This is a genomic window from Azospirillum sp. A23 (assembly GCF_042938965.1).
Classification (GTDB): domain Bacteria; phylum Pseudomonadota; class Alphaproteobacteria; order Azospirillales; family Azospirillaceae; genus Azospirillum; species Azospirillum melinis.
Map to the genome: position 1 here is coordinate 995,614 of NZ_CP170667.1, position 18,724 is coordinate 1,014,337.

12 protein-coding genes are annotated in these 18,724 nt (G+C 65.9%); 5 read left to right on the forward strand and 7 right to left on the reverse strand.

Going from position 1 to position 18,724, the window contains the following annotated elements:
• Positions 1-14: 14 nt before the first annotated feature.
• Positions 15-479 carry a hypothetical protein gene (locus tag ABNQ40_RS22105; RefSeq protein ID WP_247879618.1) on the reverse strand — a complete coding sequence of 155 codons (465 nt, stop codon included), beginning with the start codon at positions 477-479 and terminating at the stop codon, positions 15-17.
• 333 nt (positions 480-812) lie between these two features.
• Here ABNQ40_RS22105 and ABNQ40_RS22110 point away from each other — a divergent pair, with 333 nt between their 5' ends.
• Both ABNQ40_RS22110 and ABNQ40_RS22115 read left to right on the forward strand, forming a co-directional pair.
• Complete coding sequence (locus ABNQ40_RS22110) at positions 813-2,723, forward strand: PAS-domain containing protein (RefSeq protein ID WP_247879617.1); 1,911 nt, start codon at positions 813-815, stop codon at positions 2,721-2,723.
• 451 nt (positions 2,724-3,174) lie between these two features.
• Entirely contained in the window at positions 3,175-4,698 is a 1,524-nt protein-coding gene (locus ABNQ40_RS22115) for a sensor domain-containing diguanylate cyclase (RefSeq protein WP_158285535.1), read from the forward strand.
• Positions 4,699-4,746: 48 nt separating this feature from the next.
• Here the strand turns inward: ABNQ40_RS22115 and ABNQ40_RS22120 are convergent, their stop codons facing one another.
• The 4 genes from ABNQ40_RS22120 to ABNQ40_RS22135 form a co-directional block, all read right to left on the reverse strand.
• Positions 4,747-6,795, reverse strand: a complete 2,049-nt coding sequence (locus ABNQ40_RS22120) for an ATP-binding protein (protein WP_109048397.1) — start codon at positions 6,793-6,795, stop codon at positions 4,747-4,749.
• 362 nt (positions 6,796-7,157) lie between these two features.
• Positions 7,158-8,849 carry a methyl-accepting chemotaxis protein gene (locus tag ABNQ40_RS22125; protein ID WP_109048396.1) on the reverse strand — a complete coding sequence of 564 codons (1,692 nt, stop codon included), beginning with the start codon at positions 8,847-8,849 and terminating at the stop codon, positions 7,158-7,160.
• A 471-nt stretch (positions 8,850-9,320) separates the two neighbouring features.
• Positions 9,321-12,824, reverse strand: coding sequence for an indolepyruvate ferredoxin oxidoreductase family protein (locus ABNQ40_RS22130; protein WP_109048395.1), 3,504 nt, complete (start codon positions 12,822-12,824; stop codon positions 9,321-9,323).
• 259 nt (positions 12,825-13,083) lie between these two features.
• Positions 13,084-14,136 (reverse strand): response regulator, encoded by a 1,053-nt coding sequence (locus ABNQ40_RS22135; RefSeq protein WP_109048394.1) that lies wholly within the window; start codon positions 14,134-14,136, stop codon positions 13,084-13,086.
• A gap of 375 nt (positions 14,137-14,511) precedes the next feature.
• On the opposite strand from ABNQ40_RS22135, the gene ABNQ40_RS22140 reads away from it, so the two are divergent.
• Positions 14,512-15,075 carry a hypothetical protein gene (locus tag ABNQ40_RS22140; protein WP_247879616.1) on the forward strand — a complete coding sequence of 188 codons (564 nt, stop codon included), beginning with the start codon at positions 14,512-14,514 and terminating at the stop codon, positions 15,073-15,075.
• Positions 15,076-15,103: 28 nt separating this feature from the next.
• On the opposite strand, the gene ABNQ40_RS22145 is transcribed toward ABNQ40_RS22140, so the two are convergent.
• Positions 15,104-16,378, reverse strand: a complete 1,275-nt coding sequence (locus ABNQ40_RS22145) for a lytic murein transglycosylase (protein WP_109048392.1) — start codon at positions 16,376-16,378, stop codon at positions 15,104-15,106.
• A gap of 359 nt (positions 16,379-16,737) precedes the next feature.
• On the opposite strand from ABNQ40_RS22145, the gene ABNQ40_RS22150 reads away from it, so the two are divergent.
• Entirely contained in the window at positions 16,738-17,823 is a 1,086-nt protein-coding gene (locus tag ABNQ40_RS22150; RefSeq protein WP_109048391.1) for a glycosyltransferase, read from the forward strand.
• Between the two features lie 108 nt (positions 17,824-17,931).
• Entirely contained in the window at positions 17,932-18,429 is a 498-nt protein-coding gene (locus ABNQ40_RS22155; RefSeq protein WP_109048390.1) for a GNAT family N-acetyltransferase, read from the forward strand.
• A gap of 10 nt (positions 18,430-18,439) precedes the next feature.
• Here ABNQ40_RS22155 and ABNQ40_RS22160 read toward each other — a convergent pair whose 3' ends face one another.
• Positions 18,440-18,655 (reverse strand): hypothetical protein, encoded by a 216-nt coding sequence (locus ABNQ40_RS22160; RefSeq protein ID WP_109048389.1) that lies wholly within the window; start codon positions 18,653-18,655, stop codon positions 18,440-18,442.
• Between the last annotated feature and the right edge of the window lie 69 nt (positions 18,656-18,724).

The window sequence follows — 18,724 nt, forward strand, 5'->3', positions numbered from 1 at the left end:
TTTGTTAGGTGTTCTTAAACCGCGATCTGCGTGACCATCGGCGTGTTCACCCCGGCATCGGCGCGGCGGTAGGCGTCGATGGCTTCGGACCAGGGTTCGATGGTCAGGCCGCTGCCCATGGCCTCCTGATGGATGCTCTGGGCGACATAGCCGGCGTTGGGCAGGGCGTTCAGCGGAACCGGGCCGCCATTGACCGGGCCGGCGTCGTCTGCCGCACCGCTGATGGTAAATCCACTGGACGAACCGGCAGCCGTCCGCGTCCGTGTTGCCGTCGACTCTCCGTCGGCGCGGCCGCTGCCCTGCAGGGCGTCGCCGGTCGCCTCGGTGCCTTCCTTGCCGCGCTTGCGTTCCTCATCACCAGGGACGCGGCGGATCGGCTGGACCGCCGAGGCATCGCTCGCCAGCATCTGACGCAGCTTCGCAAGGCCCGAGGTGGGCATCGTGCTGGTCGGTGCGGGAAGGGCGGCCAGTCCGGACAAGGGGCGGTTACCTCACGGGAGCAGGAAACGCGGGGTGAGCGGAATGCAGGACGGCATAGTATCGCTCATCGGACGATCTTGCACAAACCTGTCGCCACCCGAAACAGGCTAGTGCGGCAAAGGTTCCGAAATACTTAAAATGTCCCACAAATGTCGCGTTGTTGCGACGCCGTGGCGCAGACGAAAGCTCGGCAGGATGGGGCGCGGCTGTTACAGTGGGACGTTCGATTGTGGACACGCGTAACGAAGGATGGCGCGCCGACCTTGCCAGCCCGGATCCCCGACCTCCCGACGAACCAATCCCCTGCGGCCGACGTTCCCGGACCGGAGCCCGTGAGCGGCGACGACCTTGCCGTGCTGGCGCTGGAACAGATGGACCAGGGCGTGATGCTGGTCGATGCCGACCTCAGGGTCCGCGTGATCAACCCCCGGCTCTACGAGATGTTCGACGTGCCGATGGGCTATATGCCCGGCGACGACTATGCCCGCATGGTCCATTACCTCGCCCGCCGTGGCGAGTATGGTCCGGGCGACCCCGATGTCCTCGCAGCCGGTCATCTGGAACGGACACGCCGGGCCGATCCGCCGCTCTATGAGCACCGCCGCCCCAACGGCCGCGTGCTGGAGGTGCGGACCCGCCGCACCTCCGCCGGCGGGTTCGTACGCACCTACTCCGACGTGACCGAGCGCCGCCGGGCGGAGGACGACCTCGCGACGCAGCGCCACATGCTGCGCCTGACGCTGGAGAATATGGGGCAGGGCATCGTCCTGCTGGACCGCGACCTGCGCTACATCGCCTGGAACCGCCATGCGCTGGATATCCTCGGCGTGTCGGAGGAGGTGATGTGCAGCAAGCCGGCGCTGTCCGACATCGTGCGCCACCAGATCTCCACAGGCTTGGTCTCCATGCCGGCGGGAGCCCCCGATTTCGGTGACGATCTGGATGCCAAGACCAGGTATCTGATGGACCGGCTGGGCCGGCCGGAGCGGGAGTTCGTCTATGCCCGCCCCCAGGGCGACGGCCGCTTCATCGAGGTGCGGGTGGTACCGCTGCCGGACGGCGGGCAGGTGCGGACCTTCACCGACATCACCGACCGTGTCATCGCCGACGAGGCGCTGCGCCAGAGCCGCGAAATCCTGACCGGGGTGATCGACGCCATCCCAGCGCTGATCGACGTGAAGGACCGCGACGGCACGGTGCAACTGACCAATCGCTTCTACCGCGAAACCTATGGTCCCGCCGCCGCCCCGCCGCCGGGGCCCACGACCGACCGGGCCACGGCGCTCGACCGGCTGGTGGTGGACAGCAGCCAGGGTGTTCCTTTCCACGAGGACCGCGCGCCCGACGGCGACGGCGCGATGCGCGATTGGCTGACCACCAAGATGCCGCTGACCGACGAAGGGGGCGAGGTCACCCATATCGTCACGGTGGCGCTGGACATCACCGCGCGCAAGCGGGCGGAGGCCGAACTGCGCGATGCCCAGGCCAGCCTGATCCAGGCGGAGAAGCTGTCTTCGCTGGCCCAACTGGTCGCCGGCGTCGCGCATGAGGTGAACACCCCCATTGGCGTCACCCTGACCGCCATTTCCCATCTGGGCGAGGAGGTCGGCCGCATCCGCGCTCTGTTCGAGGAGAACCGCATCCGCCGCAGCGATTTCCAGGATTTCCTGGACGTCGCCTGGGAATCCACGCGGATGATCCTGTCGAACGTCGAGCGCGCCACCGGCCTGATCCAGAGCTTCAAGCAGGTCGCCTCCGATCAGGCGAGCGGCGAGCGCCGCCCCTTCGACCTCGCCGCTTATGTCGACGAGGTGCTGCTGAGCCTGCGCCCCCGCCTGCGCCGCACCCGGGTGACGGTCGATCTCGAAATCCCGGCCGGCCTGATCGTCGACGGCTACCCCGGAGCCTTCGCGCAGGTGCTGTCCAACCTGATCATCAATGCCCTGGTCCATGCCTATGACGAGGGCGAGGCCGGCCGCATCCAGCTTTCCGCCCGCGAGCAGCCGGCCGGCTGGATCGAGATGCACTATGCCGACGACGGCAAGGGCATCCCCGCTTCCATCCGCACCCGCATTTTCGAACCCTTCTTCACCACCAAGCGCGGCATGGGCGCCAGCGGTCTGGGCCTCAGCATCTGCGCCAACATCATGACCGGCACGATGCGCGGCAGCATCGCGCTGGAGGATGACGGCGAGAAGGGCACGCGGTTCGTGCTGCGCTTTCCGGTCCGGCTCGAAGGATGACGGCCGCAGTCTGATGCGGTCGGTGCTGCCGCAACAGTAACGCCGGGGAGGGGCCAAGGAAGGGGACGAGGAAAGGTTTCAACTTCCTTTGATTGTGAGTCTTTCGGCCGCTCCGCACTGGCTTCACGGCGTTCTCCTCAATCATTCCATCAGTCTGAGCAGATTTCGATACGATATTGCAAAGAATAGAAATTTATCTTCTTTGCGTTATAATCTAAGCAATATGAAAATGAAATTTTCTATATAAAAGTCTTAGATAAAATTACGCAGTATAAAAATATGAGCATTGCGACTCTAATCTATGGCGAGTCCGCATATACCCATAGACTCGTCTCGATTATCGACAGTCTTATTGTTTATCAGTCTTTTCCGAATCTCTCTGGTGAATTTTGAGGATTTGAAAGCCGTGCAGAGAGGCCGTTATCATCGAAATGTTTGGCTTGGCGCCCTCATGGCGACATTCGTCGTCTCCACCGTGGTGCTTTGGACCTTTATCTTTCACAACATCAGCACCTATCGCGATCTGGATCGGCAGGTTGCTGAAACCAATGCTCAGATGATGGCGAAGGCGTATCATGAATATCTTATAAGAACAATTCGCCAGATCGATCAGGCATCTCAATTATTGCGAAGCGAGTATGCGAAAGAAATCGGTGGTATTACAGCGATATCCCAGGAATTATTATCGCTGCTCAGTCCAGACCTTCTTTTTCAGGTTGCTGTTATCAGCCGCGATGGTCATCTGTCCTACTCTAATCTACAAAAAATTACCGATAATATCGATCTTTCGGATCGGGAGCATTTTCGCGTCCATCGGGAACGGGAAGGCGATTTCCTGTTCATCAGCAAGCCTCTGCTTGGCCGCGTGTCGCAGAAATGGTCGATCCAGTTCACCCGCAAGATCTTCAACGACCGGGGCGAGTTCGACGGGGTGATCGTTCTGTCGATCGATCCCTACTATCTCGGGCGCTTTTCAGAGTCGGTTTCCCTGGCTGGAAAGGACGTGATCGCGCTTCTCCGTCAGGATCGGACATTGCTGTCGCGGGTTCTCGGCGGAAACTACGACGAGCAATATCTTGGAAAGGTTGTCGAGCAGCGGCCTTACATGGAGCCGCATGCCTCCGATTCCGGAGTGTTCGAGGTGACCAGCTATATCGACGGCGTCCATCGGATTGTCGGCTATCAAAAATTGCGGGAGTACGGCCTGTTCGTCGTAGCCATGGTGGATCACGAGACGGCATTCGCCCGTTCCAACTCCGCGGCGCTGCTGGGGTATCTGATCGGCACGGGCGGAACGGTCCTGCTGACGCTTGCCGCACTGGCAACTCGCGTTGCGATCTGGACGGTCTTCCGCGAATACGTGACCGTCAAGACAATGAACGCCGAACTCAAGGCTGCGCATGAGGAACTGGCGGATGCCCATCGCGCATTGAAGCGGCGGGAGGAGGAACTGGTCGTACTGGCAGAAACCGATCCATTATGCCGGATTCCGAACCGCCGACGTTTCATTTCTGTTGCGGAGACTGAACTTGCGCGCCACCGCCGCCATCGGCGCGACTTCAGCATTGTCGTCCTGGACATCGACCATTTCAAGGCGGTCAACGACATCCACGGTCACAATGCAGGCGACGCTGTTCTGGTCGGTGTTACCGGTGTGATCCGCAAGCGCTTGAGGGAAACCGATACCTTTGCCCGCATCGGCGGCGAGGAGTTCGCCATCGTCCTGCCGGAAACCAACGGAAGCGGTGCGTTCGCGGTCGCGGAAAGTCTGCGGCAAGCGGTTGCGGACACCCTGATCGATCTCGATGCCGGCTGTTCGGTGACCGTGACGATCAGCATCGGCATCGCCTGCCTGGACGAACGCCACAGGTCGGTCAGCGACATTCTGAACCGGGCCGACAAGGCGCTCTACAATGCCAAGGGCAACGGCCGCAACCGGACGGTCAAAGGCGAGGAATGCGGCCTGCAAATCTGATCGGCTGTCCAAATCCTGCCGTCCAAATCCTGTCGCCCGAACCGCTCCTCAGCTTGCGATCAGTTCCCTGATCCTTGCGGCCAGCACATCCATGGCGAAGGGCTTGGTCAGCACCGACATGCCGGGTTCGAGCTGGCCGTTGTTCAGCAGCGCGTTCTCGGCGAAGCCGGTGATGAACAGTGTCTTCAGCTTCGGACGACCGACGCGGGCGAGATCGATCATCTGGCGGCCGTTCATGCCGCCGGGCAGGCCGACGTCGGTCACCACCAGATCTATGCGCGCGTCGGATTGCAGAACCCGCAGGCCGGCTGCACCGTCCGCCGCCTCGATTCCCGCATAGCCCAGGTCGCTCAACAGGTCCATCACCATCAGGCGCAGGCTCGGCTCGTCGTCCACCACCAGAACGGTCTCGCCTTGCCGTGCCGGCTGGGTCGTGGCCGGCTCGTCGCGGATTTCCTCCTCTTCCGCCTCGCCGCGGTGGCGGGGCAGATACAGGCACACCATGGTGCCTTCGCCGATCTCCGAGTAGATCTTCACATGCCCGCCCGACTGCTTGGCGAAGCCATAGATCATTGACAGTCCCAGCCCGGTACCCTGGCCGATGGGCTTGGTGGTGAAGAAGGGGTCGAAGGCCTTCTCGATCACGTCCGGCGTCATGCCGGTGCCGTTGTCCGACACGCAGAGCGAGACATACTGGCCGGGCTGCATGTCCTGCTGCCGCGCCCCTTCATGGTCGATCCAGCGGTTGCCGGTCTCGATGGTGATCCGGCCGCCCTTCGGCATGGCGTCGCGCGCGTTGATGCAGAGGTTCAGCAGCGAGTTTTCCAGCTGCGAGGGATCGACCATCGTCGCCCACAGCCCGGACATGCCGACCATCTCCACCTGGATGCCCGGTCCCACCGTGCGCTGGACCAGCTCAAGCATGCCGCCGACCAGCCGGTTCATGTTGACCGCCTTCGGCGCCAGCGTCTGCTGGCGGGAGAAGGCGAGCAGCCGGTGGGTCAGCGCCGCCGCGCGCCGCACCGCGCCCTGGGCGGCGATGATGAACTTGTCCAGCTCGTTGACGCGGCCCTGATCGACGCGGGCGGCGATGCGTTCCAGGGCGCCCGAGATGCCGGCCAGAAGGTTGTTGAAGTCATGCGCCAGCCCGCCGGTCAGCTGCCCGACCGCTTCCATCTTCTGCGACTGGCGCAGCTGCTCCTCGGCGCGCATCAGTTCGGCGGTGCGCTCGGCGACGCGCTGTTCCAGCGTTTCGTTCAGCGCGCGCAATGCCGCCGCCGCCCGGTCACGCTCAGCCTCCACCGCGCGGCGTTCCTGGACATCCATCAGCACGCCGGGGAAGCTCAGCGCCTTCCCGTCCGGCCCAAGCTCGACCCGTCCGTTGGCCTCGATCCAATAGTAATTCCCGTCCGCCCGCTTCACCCGGTACTGGTGGGCATAAGCACCGCCGCGGGCGAGGGCGTCCTCCACCGCGATGACCAGCCCCGGCTTGTCGTCGGGATGGACGTTGACGATCACCTGCTCCAGGCTCAGCCCGTCACGGCCCAGCGACGGATCGAGGCCGAAGGCTTCGGCGAAGGGCTTGTCGACGGTGAAGCGGTTGCCGGGAATTTCCCAAATCCAGGTGCCGATGATGGCGCCGGCCGCCAGGGCCAGCTGGACGCGCTGCACATTCTCCCGTGCCAACCTTTCGCTGACGCGCAAGGCTTCTTCGGCGCGGCGCCGCGCGGTGATGTCGCGGAACAGGACCGAGACTTGGCGCAGGCTGGCCGGCTCCAGCCTTGCCGCCGACACCTCGATATAGCGCTCCACCAGTGCAAAATGGCGCTCGAATCGGATCGGTTCGCCGGTGCGCAGGACATTGCCGTACAGTTCGATCCAGCCATCCGCCTCGGCCGGCGCCAGATCGCGCACCGCCATGCCGACGATGTTGCGGATGCCGGTCTGGCGCTCGTACCCGTCGTTGGCCTCGATGTGGATGTAATCGGTAAGGGTGCCGTCGGCATCCTCGCTGAACTCGATGATGCAGAAGCCGTCGTCGAGAGTGTTAAACAGAGCGCGATACCGGTCCTCGCTCCGGTCCGACTCATCGGACATCAACCGCTGTTCCGCCACCCAACTCTCCCTCGTCCGGCCGGCCCCGCAAGCTCCGGCGCCCTGTTCTATCGGCCGGCAGGCGCTCGAGAGCAATTCGACGTAATAAATATGCGAAAAGGATAATCCCCCGGCAAAATATGTGTTGGGACAGACGTCCCATGCAATGGCACAGTCCTGGGAAAAAGATAGGCAGGGATTTACAACCGCCGAGGTACGGGGCGGCCGCTCCGACCGTTCCACTTATCGAAGCGGAAGGGCAGCCGAAGCTGCCCTTTTTTCAAGGCAAGGGGTAGCGTTTTTACTCAACCCTGCCCATCGGCGGTGGAGGATGCGGGCTTATTCTCCCGTCCTCCGCAATGTCCTCACGCCGCGCGGATGCCTGCCAGGAAGCGTTCGACCTCGATCTTCATCTGTTCGGACTGCCGCGACAGTTCCCCTGCGGCTCCCAGCACCTGGGTCGCCGCGCTGCCGGTCTGGGTGGCGCCCTGGCTGACCTCGGCGATGTTCGCTGTCACGACTTCGGTTCCCCGCGCCGCCTCCTGGACGTTGCGGGCGATCTCGCCGGTGGCGGCACCCTGTTCCTCGATGGCCGACGCGATGGAGGTGGCGATCTCGTTGATCGCGGTGATGGTGCCGCCGATCCCGGTGATGGCGTTCGCGGCTTCGCCGGTCGCCTGCTGCATCGCCTGGATCTGGCCGGCGATCTCCTCCGTCGCCTTGGCGGTCTGGGTGGCGAGGTTCTTCACCTCGCTGGCCACCACGGCGAAACCCTTGCCGGCCTCACCGGCGCGGGCTGCCTCGATGGTGGCGTTCAGCGCCAGAAGGTTGGTCTGGCTGGCGATGTCGGTGATCAGCTTCACCACGTCGCCGATTCGCTGGGCCGCCTCGACCAGCCCCTGGACCTGCCGGTTGGTGGCCTGCGCCTCGCCGACCGCCTGGGCGGCGATGGTGGTGGAGCGCGAGACTTGCGCGCTGATTTCCGAGATCGACGCCGTCAACTCGTCGGTCGCCGACGCCACCGTCTGCACGTTGACGGAGGCCTGTTCCGCCGCCGCAGCCGTGCTGGCGGCTTGGCTGTTGGTCTGTTCGGCGGTGTGGGACATGCTCTGCGCGGTGGCGTCCAGTTCGGTGGCGGCGGCGCTGACGGTGCGCAGGATGCCAGACATGCTGCTGTCGAAGCCGGCGACCAGCCTTTCCACCGCGGCGGTGCGCCGCTCCTTGTCCAACCGCTCCGCCTCCTCGGCCGCCGCCATCCGGGCACGGTCCAGCGCGTTCTGGCGGAAGACCTCGACCGCGCGGGCCATGCCGCCGATCTCGTCGCCGCGGTCCTTGCCTGCGACCTCGACCGACAGGTCGCCATCCGCGAGGCGGGACATCGTTCCGGTGATGCCGGTGATCGGTTTGACGATGCCGGAGCGCGACACGGCGACGCTGACCACGACCGCCATGCCGATGCCGCCGATGCCGACCACCAGCATCAGGGTGATCATGTGGGTGCTGAAGGCGTCGAGTTCGTCGTTCGCCTGCTGGATGCTGTCGATGTTCCGCTGTGCCGCCGCCTCCAGGGACTTGCCCAGCGCGGTGCGTCCGGCCCGGCTTTCCGGTGTGTCGCCGTGTTTCTGCGCCGCTTCCGGAGAGACCTCGACACCGAGCCGGGCGACTTCGTTGCGGATGGCGACGAACTCGTTGGCGGTGGCTGTCATCTTCTGGAAGTCTGCCTTGCGGTCGGGCGTCAGCAGGCGCTCCCACTCCGCCATCCGCTTGCCGATCGACGCCGTCGACTCCCTGATCCCCTTGCTGAACAGCTGTGCGTCGTCTTTCGACTTGGCGGCATAGAGGCCGCGGCTGTCCATCACCGTCTTGTAGATCAGGCTGCTGACCTGTTCGGCAAGCAGCGCCCGCTGCGAGCGGACCTGGATGTCGTCGACCCTGCCGCCCAAGGTCTGGATTGCGAGGAAGCCGATGGTGCCGATTACGGACGCGATCAGCGCCATCAGGATGACGATGGCGGAGATTTTGCGGCTGATGCTGATGCGGGTTAGCAGGATGCCCATGGGCCGGCTCATCTTTGGCAGAGGGGATATTCCCATCATCATACGGCCGTATGCGTATGACCCCGTCAAGCCAAGTTGCAGCGAATTCAGTCTGCATTCGCCTTGCGGCACCTAATTCCGTCCAGAAGTTTGGGGACTATTTAACGATTGCGTCGCAATTCGTCACTTGCATGCGGAGTTTGTGACGTTTCTGAAATGGGATTGCGGCGCTGCTCGCGAAGTTAACATGAACAAAATCCGTCGTCTTCGCTATGAGACTTTGGTGCCTGTTCATGGGGCAATGAAAAAAGCGACTGCTCGGATAGGCCGATGCCGTGGGTTTCTCTGATTGTGTCTTGCTTCCAAGCCGACCGATGGCATGCGATCCACCAGCCCCACCGGCTCCCATGGCCTTGGACAGAGGCGGCGGGCCCTTCCCGCGCTTGGGAAGGGCGCCGTTATCGATGAGTTCGACCGGTCACCCGGCCAGCCTCACTCCGCCGCCAGCGGCTGCGGGGCGGCGACCGGGGCGCGGAAGTCGGCCAGCAGCTTGCCCTCCTTCACCTTCGCCGCCGTGACGTTGCGGACCTTCACCGGGCCGTAGCCGCGCATCTCCATCGGCACCCTGGCGATTTCCACCGCCAGCTCCAACTTCTCGCGGGTCAGGCCGTTCAGCAACTCGCCCACCACCGCCTCATAGTCGGCGATCAATTGGCGTTCCTGGCGGCGCTCGGCGGTGCGGCCGAACGGGTCGAGCCGGGTGCCGCGCAGGCGCTTGCCCTTGGCCAGCAGGCGCAGGACCGGCAGCATCCACGGGCCGAAGCTCTTCTTCTTCGGCTCAGCCCCATCCTCGGCGGTGTCGCCCATCACCGGCGGGGCCATGTGGAAGGTCAGCTTCCAGTCGCCTTCGAACATGCGCTGGACATTCTCGACGAAGCCGCTGTCGGTGTAGAGCCGCGCCACCTCATACTCGTCCTTGTAGGCCATCAGTTTGAAGTGGGCGCGGGCGACCGCCTCGGTCAGCGCGGTGGAGCCGGGGACCTTCTGCTGCTCCGTCCGGCGGGTCCAGTCGATCAGCGCATGATAGCGGGCGGCATAGGCGGCGTCCTGATAATCGACCAGGAAGCGGTGGCGGCGCTCGATCACCTCGTCCAGACTGCCGGACGGACGGCGCTGGTCGAGCAGCAGCGACTGCGCAGTCTGCGCCACCTCCTGCGGCTTTGCAGCGGCTTCCACCGCGGCCAGATCGACGGCGGCGCGGCGGCCCCACTGGAAGGCGTCGAGGTTCAATTTCACCGATACGCCGTTCAGCTCGATGGCCTTGAGGATCGACTCCTCGCTCAGCGGGATCAGCCCTTTCTGCCAGGCATAGCCCATCAGGAACGGGTTGGCGTAGAGGCTGTCGCCCAGCAGCGCGGTGGCGAGCTTGGTCGCGTCGAAGGCGTCGACATTCGCTTCGCCGCCGCAAGCCTTGCGGATGTCGCCGACCAGATCGCGGACCGGGATCACCATGTCCGGCTTCTTGATGAAGTCGGCGGTGATGCTGTCATGGGTGTTGATGACGGCCCGCGTGCGGCCGGCGGTCATCTTCGACAGGCCGTCGCCCGCCGCCGCGACGATCAGGTCGCAGCCCAGCACCGCATCGGCCCCGCCGGCGGCGATGCGGACGGAGTGGATGTCCTCCGGCGTGTTGGCGATGCGGATATGGCTGGTGACGGCACCGCCCTTCTGCGCCAGCCCGGTCATGTCGAGCACGCCGACGCCCTTGCCCTCGATGTGGGCGGCCATGCCCAGCAGCGCACCGATGGTGACGACGCCGGTACCGCCGACGCCGGTGACATACAGGCTCCAGGTCTTGTCGAAGGCCGGGACGACCGGGGCGGGCAGGGCGGTGGCGTCGGCCGACTTCGCCGCCGCCGGCTTCGGCTTGCGCAAGGACCCGCCTTCCACCGTCACGAAGCTGGGGCAGAAGCCCTTGGTGCAGGAATAATCCTTGTTGCAGCTGGACTGGTCGATCTGGCGCTTGCGGCCGAACTCGGTCTCCTGCGGGATCACCGACACGCAGGACGACTTGGCCGAGCAGTCGCCGCAGCCTTCGCAGACCAGTTCGTTGATCACCACGCGCTTGGCCGGGTCGACCATCTTGCCGCGCTTGCGGCGGCGGCGCTTCTCGGTGGCGCAGGTCTGGTCATAGATCAGGACGCTGACGCCGGGAACCTCGCGCATTTCCTTCTGCACGCGGTCGAGGTCGTCGCGATGCTCGACGGTGGTGTATTGCGGCAGGCCGTTGCCGATGCCGTACTTCTCCGGCTCGTCGCTGACGACGGTGATGCGCTGCACGCCTTCCGCCCGCAGGACGTTGGCGATTGACTGCACCGTCAGCGTGCCGTCGAAGGGCTGGCCGCCGGTCATGGCGACCGCGTCGTTGAATAGGATCTTGTAGGTGATGTTCACCTTGGCGGCGATGGCCTGCCGGATCGCCAGGATGCCGGAATGGAAATAGGTGCCGTCGCCCAGGTTGGCGAAGATGTGCTTTTCGTCGGTGAAGGCGGCCTGACCGACCCACGGCACGCCTTCGCCGCCCATCTGGGTGAAGGTGTCGGTCGAGCGGTCGAGCCACGTCGCCATGTAATGGCAGCCGATGCCGCCCAGCGCCCGGCTGCCCTCCGGCACGACGGTGGAGGTGTTGTGCGGGCAGCCCGAGCAGAAGGTCGGCTTGCGCACCACGCGCGCCACATGGGCCTTCTGCTTCTCCTGCGCATCGAGGAAGGCGATGCGGCGGACAAGGTTCTCGTTCTCGATGAAGCGCTGCAGGCGGCGGCCGATCACCACGGCGATCTGGGCCGGTGTCAGCTCGCCGGCGCTCGGCAGGATCCACTCGCCCTGCTCGTCGAACTTGCCGACCACCTTGGGGCGGACGTCGGGGTTCCAGTTGTAGAGCTGTTCCTTCAGCTGGTTTTCGATGACCGCGCGCTTCTCCTCGACCACGACGATCTCTTCCAGACCCTCGGCGAAGTGGCGGACGCCGTCGCGCTCCAGCGGCCAGGGCATGCCGACCTTGTAGACGGTGATGCCCCAGTCGGCGGCCATCTCCTCGGTGATGCCAAGCTCGTCGAAGGCCTGACGCACGTCGAGATAGCTCTTGCCGGTGGTGACGATGCCGAAGCGCGGACGCGGGCTCTCCATCACCACCTTGTCCAGCTTGTTGGCACGCGCGAACGCCAGGGCGGCGTACAGCTTGTGCTTCATCAGCCGATATTCCTGCTCCAGCGGCGGATCGGGCCAGCGGATGTTCAGGCCGCCCGGCGGCAGCGCGAAGTCGGCGGGGACGATGGGGGAGACACGGTGCGGATCGATGTAGACCGACGCCGAGGTGTCCACCGTTTCGGCGATGGTCTTCATCGCGATCCAACAGCCGGAATAGCGGCTCATCTGCCAGCCGATCAGACCGTAATCCAGGATCTCCTGCACCCCCGACGGGTTCAGCACTGGGATCATCGAGTGCATGTAGGCGTGTTCGGACTGGTGCGGGAAGGTGGAGGACTTGCAGTTGTGGTCGTCGCCGGTCAGCACCAGCACGCCGCCATGGCGGGAGGTGCCGGCGGCGTTGGCATGCTTGAACACATCGCCCGACCGGTCGACGCCGGGGCCCTTGCCGTACCACATGGCGAAGACGCCGTCATACTTGGCGCCCTTGAACATGCCGACTTGCTGGCTGCCCCAGACCGCGGTGGCGCCAAGCTCCTCGTTCACGCCGGGCTGGAACTGGATGTGGTTCTTTTCAAGGAATTTGCGAGCGTTCCACAGATTCTGGTCGAACCCGCCCAGCGGCGAGCCGCGATAGCCGGAAATGAAGCAGCCGGTGTTCAGCCCGGCGGCAAGGTCGCGCTGGCGCTGCATCATCGGCAGGCGGACCAGCGCCTGAGTGCCGGTCAGGTAAACACGGCCCTGTTCGAGCGCGTACTTGTCTTCGAGCGAGACAGTTGCGAGCGCCATTCTTCATTCCCTCCCATCGGTCGGCAGCCTGGCAAACTCCTGGACGGAGTGCTGGGGAGCCGATTTGTTCGCTGGGCAAAAAGGTAATGAAGGCTGTCTTATATCGCAACGGCTGCGGCCGGCCGTCCTGCAAAAAGCAAGGAACGGCGCGGCAACTGCCGGTCTTCCGTAACGGAGCGTATGGAATGCCCTAATTTGCGGAAATTCCCTCTCCGTCCCTCTCTCGCCCAGATCGTCTTCAGACGATATGGGGAGGGACTCAGCGCCCCGTCAGGGGGGACTTGCCCGGAGGGGTCGGGCTGCCGCCGTCCGGCCAATTGCCGAAATCGCTTTGGCCGCGGGCGGCCAGCGTGCGGACGCTGGCCCGCAGGGTGCGGATCAGGCACAGCGCCACCGCCATCGACTGGGCGCCGCCGTCCGATCCCGCCAGCCAGCGCAGGGCCGCGGCATGGGCCTGGAGCGCATCGACATAGCCTTCGATGTCCGGCTCCACCCAGGTGATGCAGGTGGACAGCGACGCGACGACCGAGGACGCGGCGGAATCGCCGGCGGTGGCGATCTGCACATCCGACAGGGCATGGCGCAGCCGGCTACCGATCGGGTCGGGCCGCTCGATTGCCGCCTCCAGCTTGTCGAGCGCCAGCAGCATCCGCATCCGCTTGGGATCGTCGCTGCGCATGGCGGCGGCACCGCGGTCGGGTGGCATGGCGGCGGCTGGAACCGCTGTTGGCGGCACCGGGGTCGTCGGTGTCGTGGGCGGCGTTGCGGGAGGGGGCAGATGTGCCATGCCGCTCACCGCCGGGCGCGGCGTGACTGGCCGGGGGGAGGGCAGGCTGGCGGTCGCGGGGCTGCCCTGATCGGCCGGGCGCACGGTGTCGCGCTTCGGCTCGGCGGTTCCCGTCCGGGGGGAGCCGTCGCGACGGTTCAGCACCGCGTCGATGCGGCGGGCCAGGGTGGCGGCCGGCACCGGCTTTGCCAGCACGGAATCGGCGCCGGCATCCCAGGCGCTGCGCACGGTGGCGAGGTCGGCATTTGCGGTCAGCACGATGATCGGCATGCTGGGCCGCAGGCTGCCCGGCGACTGGCGGATCCACTGGACCAGCTGCGCGCCGCCGACCGGTTCCATCACCCAGTCCGTCACCATCAGGTCGTAGACCTCGCGCCGCAGCGCGTCCTTGGCCTCCTGCCCGTTGCCGACGGCAGTGATCTGGCCGACGCCCCACAGCCCCAGCATGTCCTTCAACGCACGCTGCAACAGCGGATTGTCGTCGACGATGAGGATCTTGATGGGGGAGGCGGGACGCTTCGTCATGGAGTGGTTCCGATGATGCGGCTGTGTCTGTCCCGATATCCGCCTCGACGGCCCGCTTTTCATGGAGGGGGACGGGTAAGCGCCCAATGAGACAGCCCATGTACCGTTGGGTGGGCCGGGTTATCCCCGCCGCCGTTCGAATGGGTAGCCTGCTCGGTCGAACACCTCTTTCGATACCGGAACGGTGAGATCTAGGAATATCAGAAAGTTCTGATGGTGGTGGACGCACGCTTCCGCCGCCCCTATGATTTCCCTGTCGGGTTTCGAATGGGGCGTGCGATGAGCGGTGGATGCGGTGGCGGATCCTGTGGCGGCGGTTCACGTGGCGGTGGATCATCCCGTCTTTCCGGCGGATCGGGTGATCTGAAGCACACCATGCGGATGGCGATGGTGGTGAACGGGCTGCTCGGCGCCCTGCTGCTCGCCAGCGCCAACGCGACTGAGGCGGTCACCCTGTGGGCTGCGGCCCTGCTGATGCTGAACCACGCCGCCGGCCATGCGGTGACTTTGGTCGGGCTCGGCCGCCGGGCGGACTGGCACGCGCGCCTGTCGATGATTCAGGGGGCGGCGCTGATTGTTGCGGCGGTGGCGCTGGTGGTGACGGCCGGGCGCAGCATCGCCGGCATGGCGATCCCCGACGTGCCGCTCGCCAGTCTGGCCCTGCTGCTGGCCATCGGCGTGACGGTGGCGACCGCGACCCTGCTGTTCGCCGGCCGGCGCGGCGCGCTGACCCTGCGGGCAATCTGGCTGTGTTCGCGCAAGGATGTCCTGCCGCTCGGCGCCGGCCTCGTGGGGCTGGCGGCAAGCTGGCTGCTGCTGGACGGAGCGCCTGACGCGCTGGTCGGCGCCGGGATCGCAGCGTTCCTGCTGCCGGCCGCCTGGGGCCTGCTGCGCGGCGGCATGGGAGGCGAGGGGGGCGAGGGTTTGGCTGGGCGCTAGCCCCACCACCCCATCAGCCCCCCTGTCTTCATGACCGCTGGCGCAACCGCTCCAGCAGGGCCTTGGTGGCGAAGCCGTCCGGGATCTCCCCGACCGACGCCTGGAAGCGGCGCACCGCGTTGCGGGTGTTCGCTCCGACGATGCCGTCGGCGGCGCCCGGCTCCAGCCCCAGCGACGCCAGACGCTGTTGCAGGTCGATGCGCTCGTCGCGGCTCAGCGCCTGTTCCTCACGCGGCCAGGGGCCACGGACGCCGGGCTTGCCGGTCATGCGGTCGGCCAGCATGGCGACGGCCAGCGAATAGCTGGTCGACGGGTTGTAGCGCATGATCGCGCGGAAATTGTCCCGCACCAGGAAGGCAGGGCCGCGATGCCCGGCCAGCACCAGGATCGCCGCCGATCCCTCGCCGCCCAGATCGCTGCCATCCACCGGACGGACGCCCAGCCGGCGCCAGTCCGACTGCGGCTTGGTGATGCTCAGCTCCGCCTGATCGTAGGGGAAGCCGTCGGGCAGTTGCACCTCCTGTCCCCAGGCCTCTCCCTGCCGCCAGCCATTCGCCAGCACGAACTTGGCGGTGGAGGCCAGCACGTCGGGCATGCTGCCCCAGATGTCGCGATGGCCGTCGCCGTCCTCGTCCACCGCGTTGCGCAGGAAGACGGTCGGCATGAACTGGGTCTGGCCCATGGCGCCGGCCCAGGAGCCGGTCATCCGCTCCGGCGCGATGTCGCCGGAATCGAGGATGCGCAGGGCTGCCAGCAGCTCCGACCGGAAATAGGCGGCGCGGCGCCCTTCGAAGGCCAGCGTCGTCAGCGCGTCGATGACCGAGAAGTTGCCGGTCGACTTGCCGAAGTCCGATTCCACCCCCCAGAAGGCGACCAGGATCTCTCCCGGAACGCCGGTGCGGCGGGTGATGCGGGAAAGCAACGCCGCATGCTCCTGCAACTTCTGACGGCCGTCCTGGACGCGCTTTTCATTCACGGCGCTGTCCAAATACTGCCACACTTGCCGGGTGAACTCGGGCTGGGCGCCATCCAGTTCGACGACGCGGTCGGACAGCTTCACCCGCTGGAAAGCGCGGTCGAAGGTCTGCGGACGGATGCCCTGGCCCAGCGCCTCGGCACGCAGCGCCGCCAACCATTCCGGGAAGGAGGCGGGCTGCTGCGCCACGGGCTGGACGGCCGCCGTCGCAGTGCCGGGTGCCGAGGCGCCGGTTGCGACCGGAGCGGTGGCACCGGTGCTCTGGCAGCCGGCCATCAGCAGGGTGGCGAGAAGGAGGCGGGCGGGATGACGGAACGGAAGTCGCATGCGCTCGACCGTGATCGGAGGGGAAACCGGGCCGTGACCCTAAGGCCCCCGGCCGCAAGGCTCAACCGTCAAATGGGCAGCCCTATCGGGGAAACGCCTATTGCGAGGGGTATACGCTTGCAGGGCCGCCGGACCGGTCCATATCAAATTTCAATGCAACGCTTTCCCAAATCCCGTCCGGCAAAGCCCTGTCTCCAGACGTTGAACCCGGTCGGATTTGTCCAAGTTGACTTCGTCTTGGGCAGGGCTGCCGGGACGGGACCGGAAGCCGGAACACCACCTTCTCCAATCGCGTCGATCTGGGAGCGCTTCCATCGGGAAGCGGCTTCCCGCCGCGGAACGCCAAGGGTGCCGACGCCATGAAAATCGTGATCCTCGGCTTGACCAACGGGGGCTTGACCAACGGGTACCGCCAGGGTGGCGGGCACAGCATGCGCTGGCGCGCGCTGATCCATGGGCTGGCGATCCGCGGCCATCGCGTCGTCGCGGTCGAGCGGGCCGGCCCCGGCTCCCCTGTCCCCTGGACCATTCCCGGCGGCGAGGTGCTGTCCTACGGCGCCTGGGACGAGGTGGCGGCGACGGCCGCGGCACAGGCGGACGATGCCGGCGTGGCGCTGGTGGTGGCGCAGGGGCCGGACGCCCGCCTTGCCGCCGACCTCGTCCGCCAGTCCAAAACACCCCGCCGCGTGCTCTACGATCCCGAAGCCCCGGTCAGCCTGACGGCGCTGGAGGCGGGAGAGTCGGTGGACCATCTGCCGGCCGATGGGCTGGCCGGCTTCGACATGGTGCTCGCCTCCTGCGGCGGGCCGGCGCTGGACCGCTACCGTGCCAAGGCGGGGGCTGAGTCGGTGGCCCCGCTCTATCCCTGGATTGTGCCGGAGGCCGACAAGCCCGGCGACTTCAAGCGGGAGTATCTGGCCGATCTCTGCTGCATCGTCGGTGGGCCGGACGGCATCCGCGAGGGGCTGGACAGCTTCTTCATCGACCCGGCCCAGCGGCTGACCCGCCGGCGCTTCGCGCTGGTCGGCGCCGATCTGCCCGATGGCGTGCCGCGCGCTTCCAACATCCTGACCTTCCCCGACCTCGACCCGGCACGTCATGCCGATGTCCTGGCCTCGGCCAGTCTCGCACTGACGCTGGCCCGCGACGACGAGCGCCGGATCGGCTGGTGCCCGTCGCCCCGGCTGTTCCTGGCCGCCGCCTGCGGGGCCGCCATCGTCGCCGATCAGTGGGAGGGGCTGGACAGCTTCTTCGAGCCCGGCCGCGAAATCCTGGTCGCCGCCCAGACCGACGATGTGACCACGGCGATGATGCTGCCGCGCAACCACCTGACCGACCTCGGCCGCCGGGCGCGCAAGCGGGTGCTGGCCGAACACAGCGCCGAGCGGCGCGTGCAGGAACTGCGCAGCATCCTGGACCTGAAGGGCAGCGGCGGCGACGACTGACGACATCCGGTTTAACGGGGATGCGAAAATGCGGGGAGCGGGCTATGGTCCGCTCCCCGTTTCGTTTTGCGCCCAATGCCGTTTAACCTGTCAGGGAGCCCGCTGCCGATGCCGACCGTCACCATCCGCCCTGCCGTCGAGGAGGATTGCACGACCATCCTGCGCTTCGTCCGCGAACTGGCGGAGTTCGAGCGCGAGGCCGATGCGGTCAAGGCGACCGAGGAGGATTTCCGCCGCGACGGCTGGGGGCCGCAGCCGGTGTTCGAGGCGCTGATCGCCGAGCTGGACGGCGCGCCGGTCGGCTTCGCGCTGACCTTCCGCAACTTCTCCACCTGGGAGGGGCGTCCCGGCCTCTATGTCGAGGATCTCTACGTCACGCCCGACGCCCGGCGCTACGGCGTCGGCCGCAAGCTCCTGGCCGCGGTGGCGAAGCGCGCGGTGGAGCGCGGTTACCGCCGGGTGGATCTGAGCGTTCTGGATTGGAACCCGGCGCGTGGATTCTACGACCGGGTCGGCTTCCGCCAGATGAAGGAATGGCTTCCCTATCGCCTGACCGGGGAGGCCCTTTCCGACCTTGCGGCGGAAGTCGGTACCGGGGAAGAGTAGAAGGCGGGGATCAGACGGCGCGGTTCAGAGCAGACGCGCCGATAATCTCGGCGTAGTCGGCACGCTCACTGCGCAGGTTCGACAGAAGATCGACCAGGCTGTCGCGGACGAACGCATCGTCCTGTTCGACGATGGTGTCTTGCGTCAATCGAATGAATTGGTCGAGAAGCGCGATATGGGCCGCGGAGGAGGAGGTGATCTTCTTCGAGTTGACGGCGCCGATCATGTAAATCTCCCTAGGCCTGAGCGTTCCCGATGGCCTTATCAAGCCATCGGGCGAGTTAAAGACTTCCTA

Coding starts and splice junctions, on each gene's coding strand:
- ABNQ40_RS22115 (WP_158285535.1), top strand. CDS start 3,175: ATGGCGACATTCGTCGTCTCCACCGTGGTGCTTTGGACCTTTATCTTT.
- ABNQ40_RS22120 (WP_109048397.1), bottom strand. CDS start 6,795: ATGTCCGATGAGTCGGACCGGAGCGAGGACCGGTATCGCGCTCTGTTT.
- ABNQ40_RS22125 (WP_109048396.1), bottom strand. CDS start 8,849: ATGGGCATCCTGCTAACCCGCATCAGCATCAGCCGCAAAATCTCCGCC.
- ABNQ40_RS22130 (WP_109048395.1), bottom strand. CDS start 12,824: ATGGCGCTCGCAACTGTCTCGCTCGAAGACAAGTACGCGCTCGAACAG.
- ABNQ40_RS22135 (WP_109048394.1), bottom strand. CDS start 14,136: ATGACGAAGCGTCCCGCCTCCCCCATCAAGATCCTCATCGTCGACGAC.
- ABNQ40_RS22140 (WP_247879616.1), top strand. CDS start 14,512: ATGCGGATGGCGATGGTGGTGAACGGGCTGCTCGGCGCCCTGCTGCTC.
- ABNQ40_RS22145 (WP_109048392.1), bottom strand. CDS start 16,378: ATGCGACTTCCGTTCCGTCATCCCGCCCGCCTCCTTCTCGCCACCCTG.
- ABNQ40_RS22150 (WP_109048391.1), top strand. CDS start 16,738: ATGAAAATCGTGATCCTCGGCTTGACCAACGGGGGCTTGACCAACGGG.
- ABNQ40_RS22155 (WP_109048390.1), top strand. CDS start 17,932: ATGCCGACCGTCACCATCCGCCCTGCCGTCGAGGAGGATTGCACGACC.
- ABNQ40_RS22160 (WP_109048389.1), bottom strand. CDS start 18,655: ATGATCGGCGCCGTCAACTCGAAGAAGATCACCTCCTCCTCCGCGGCC.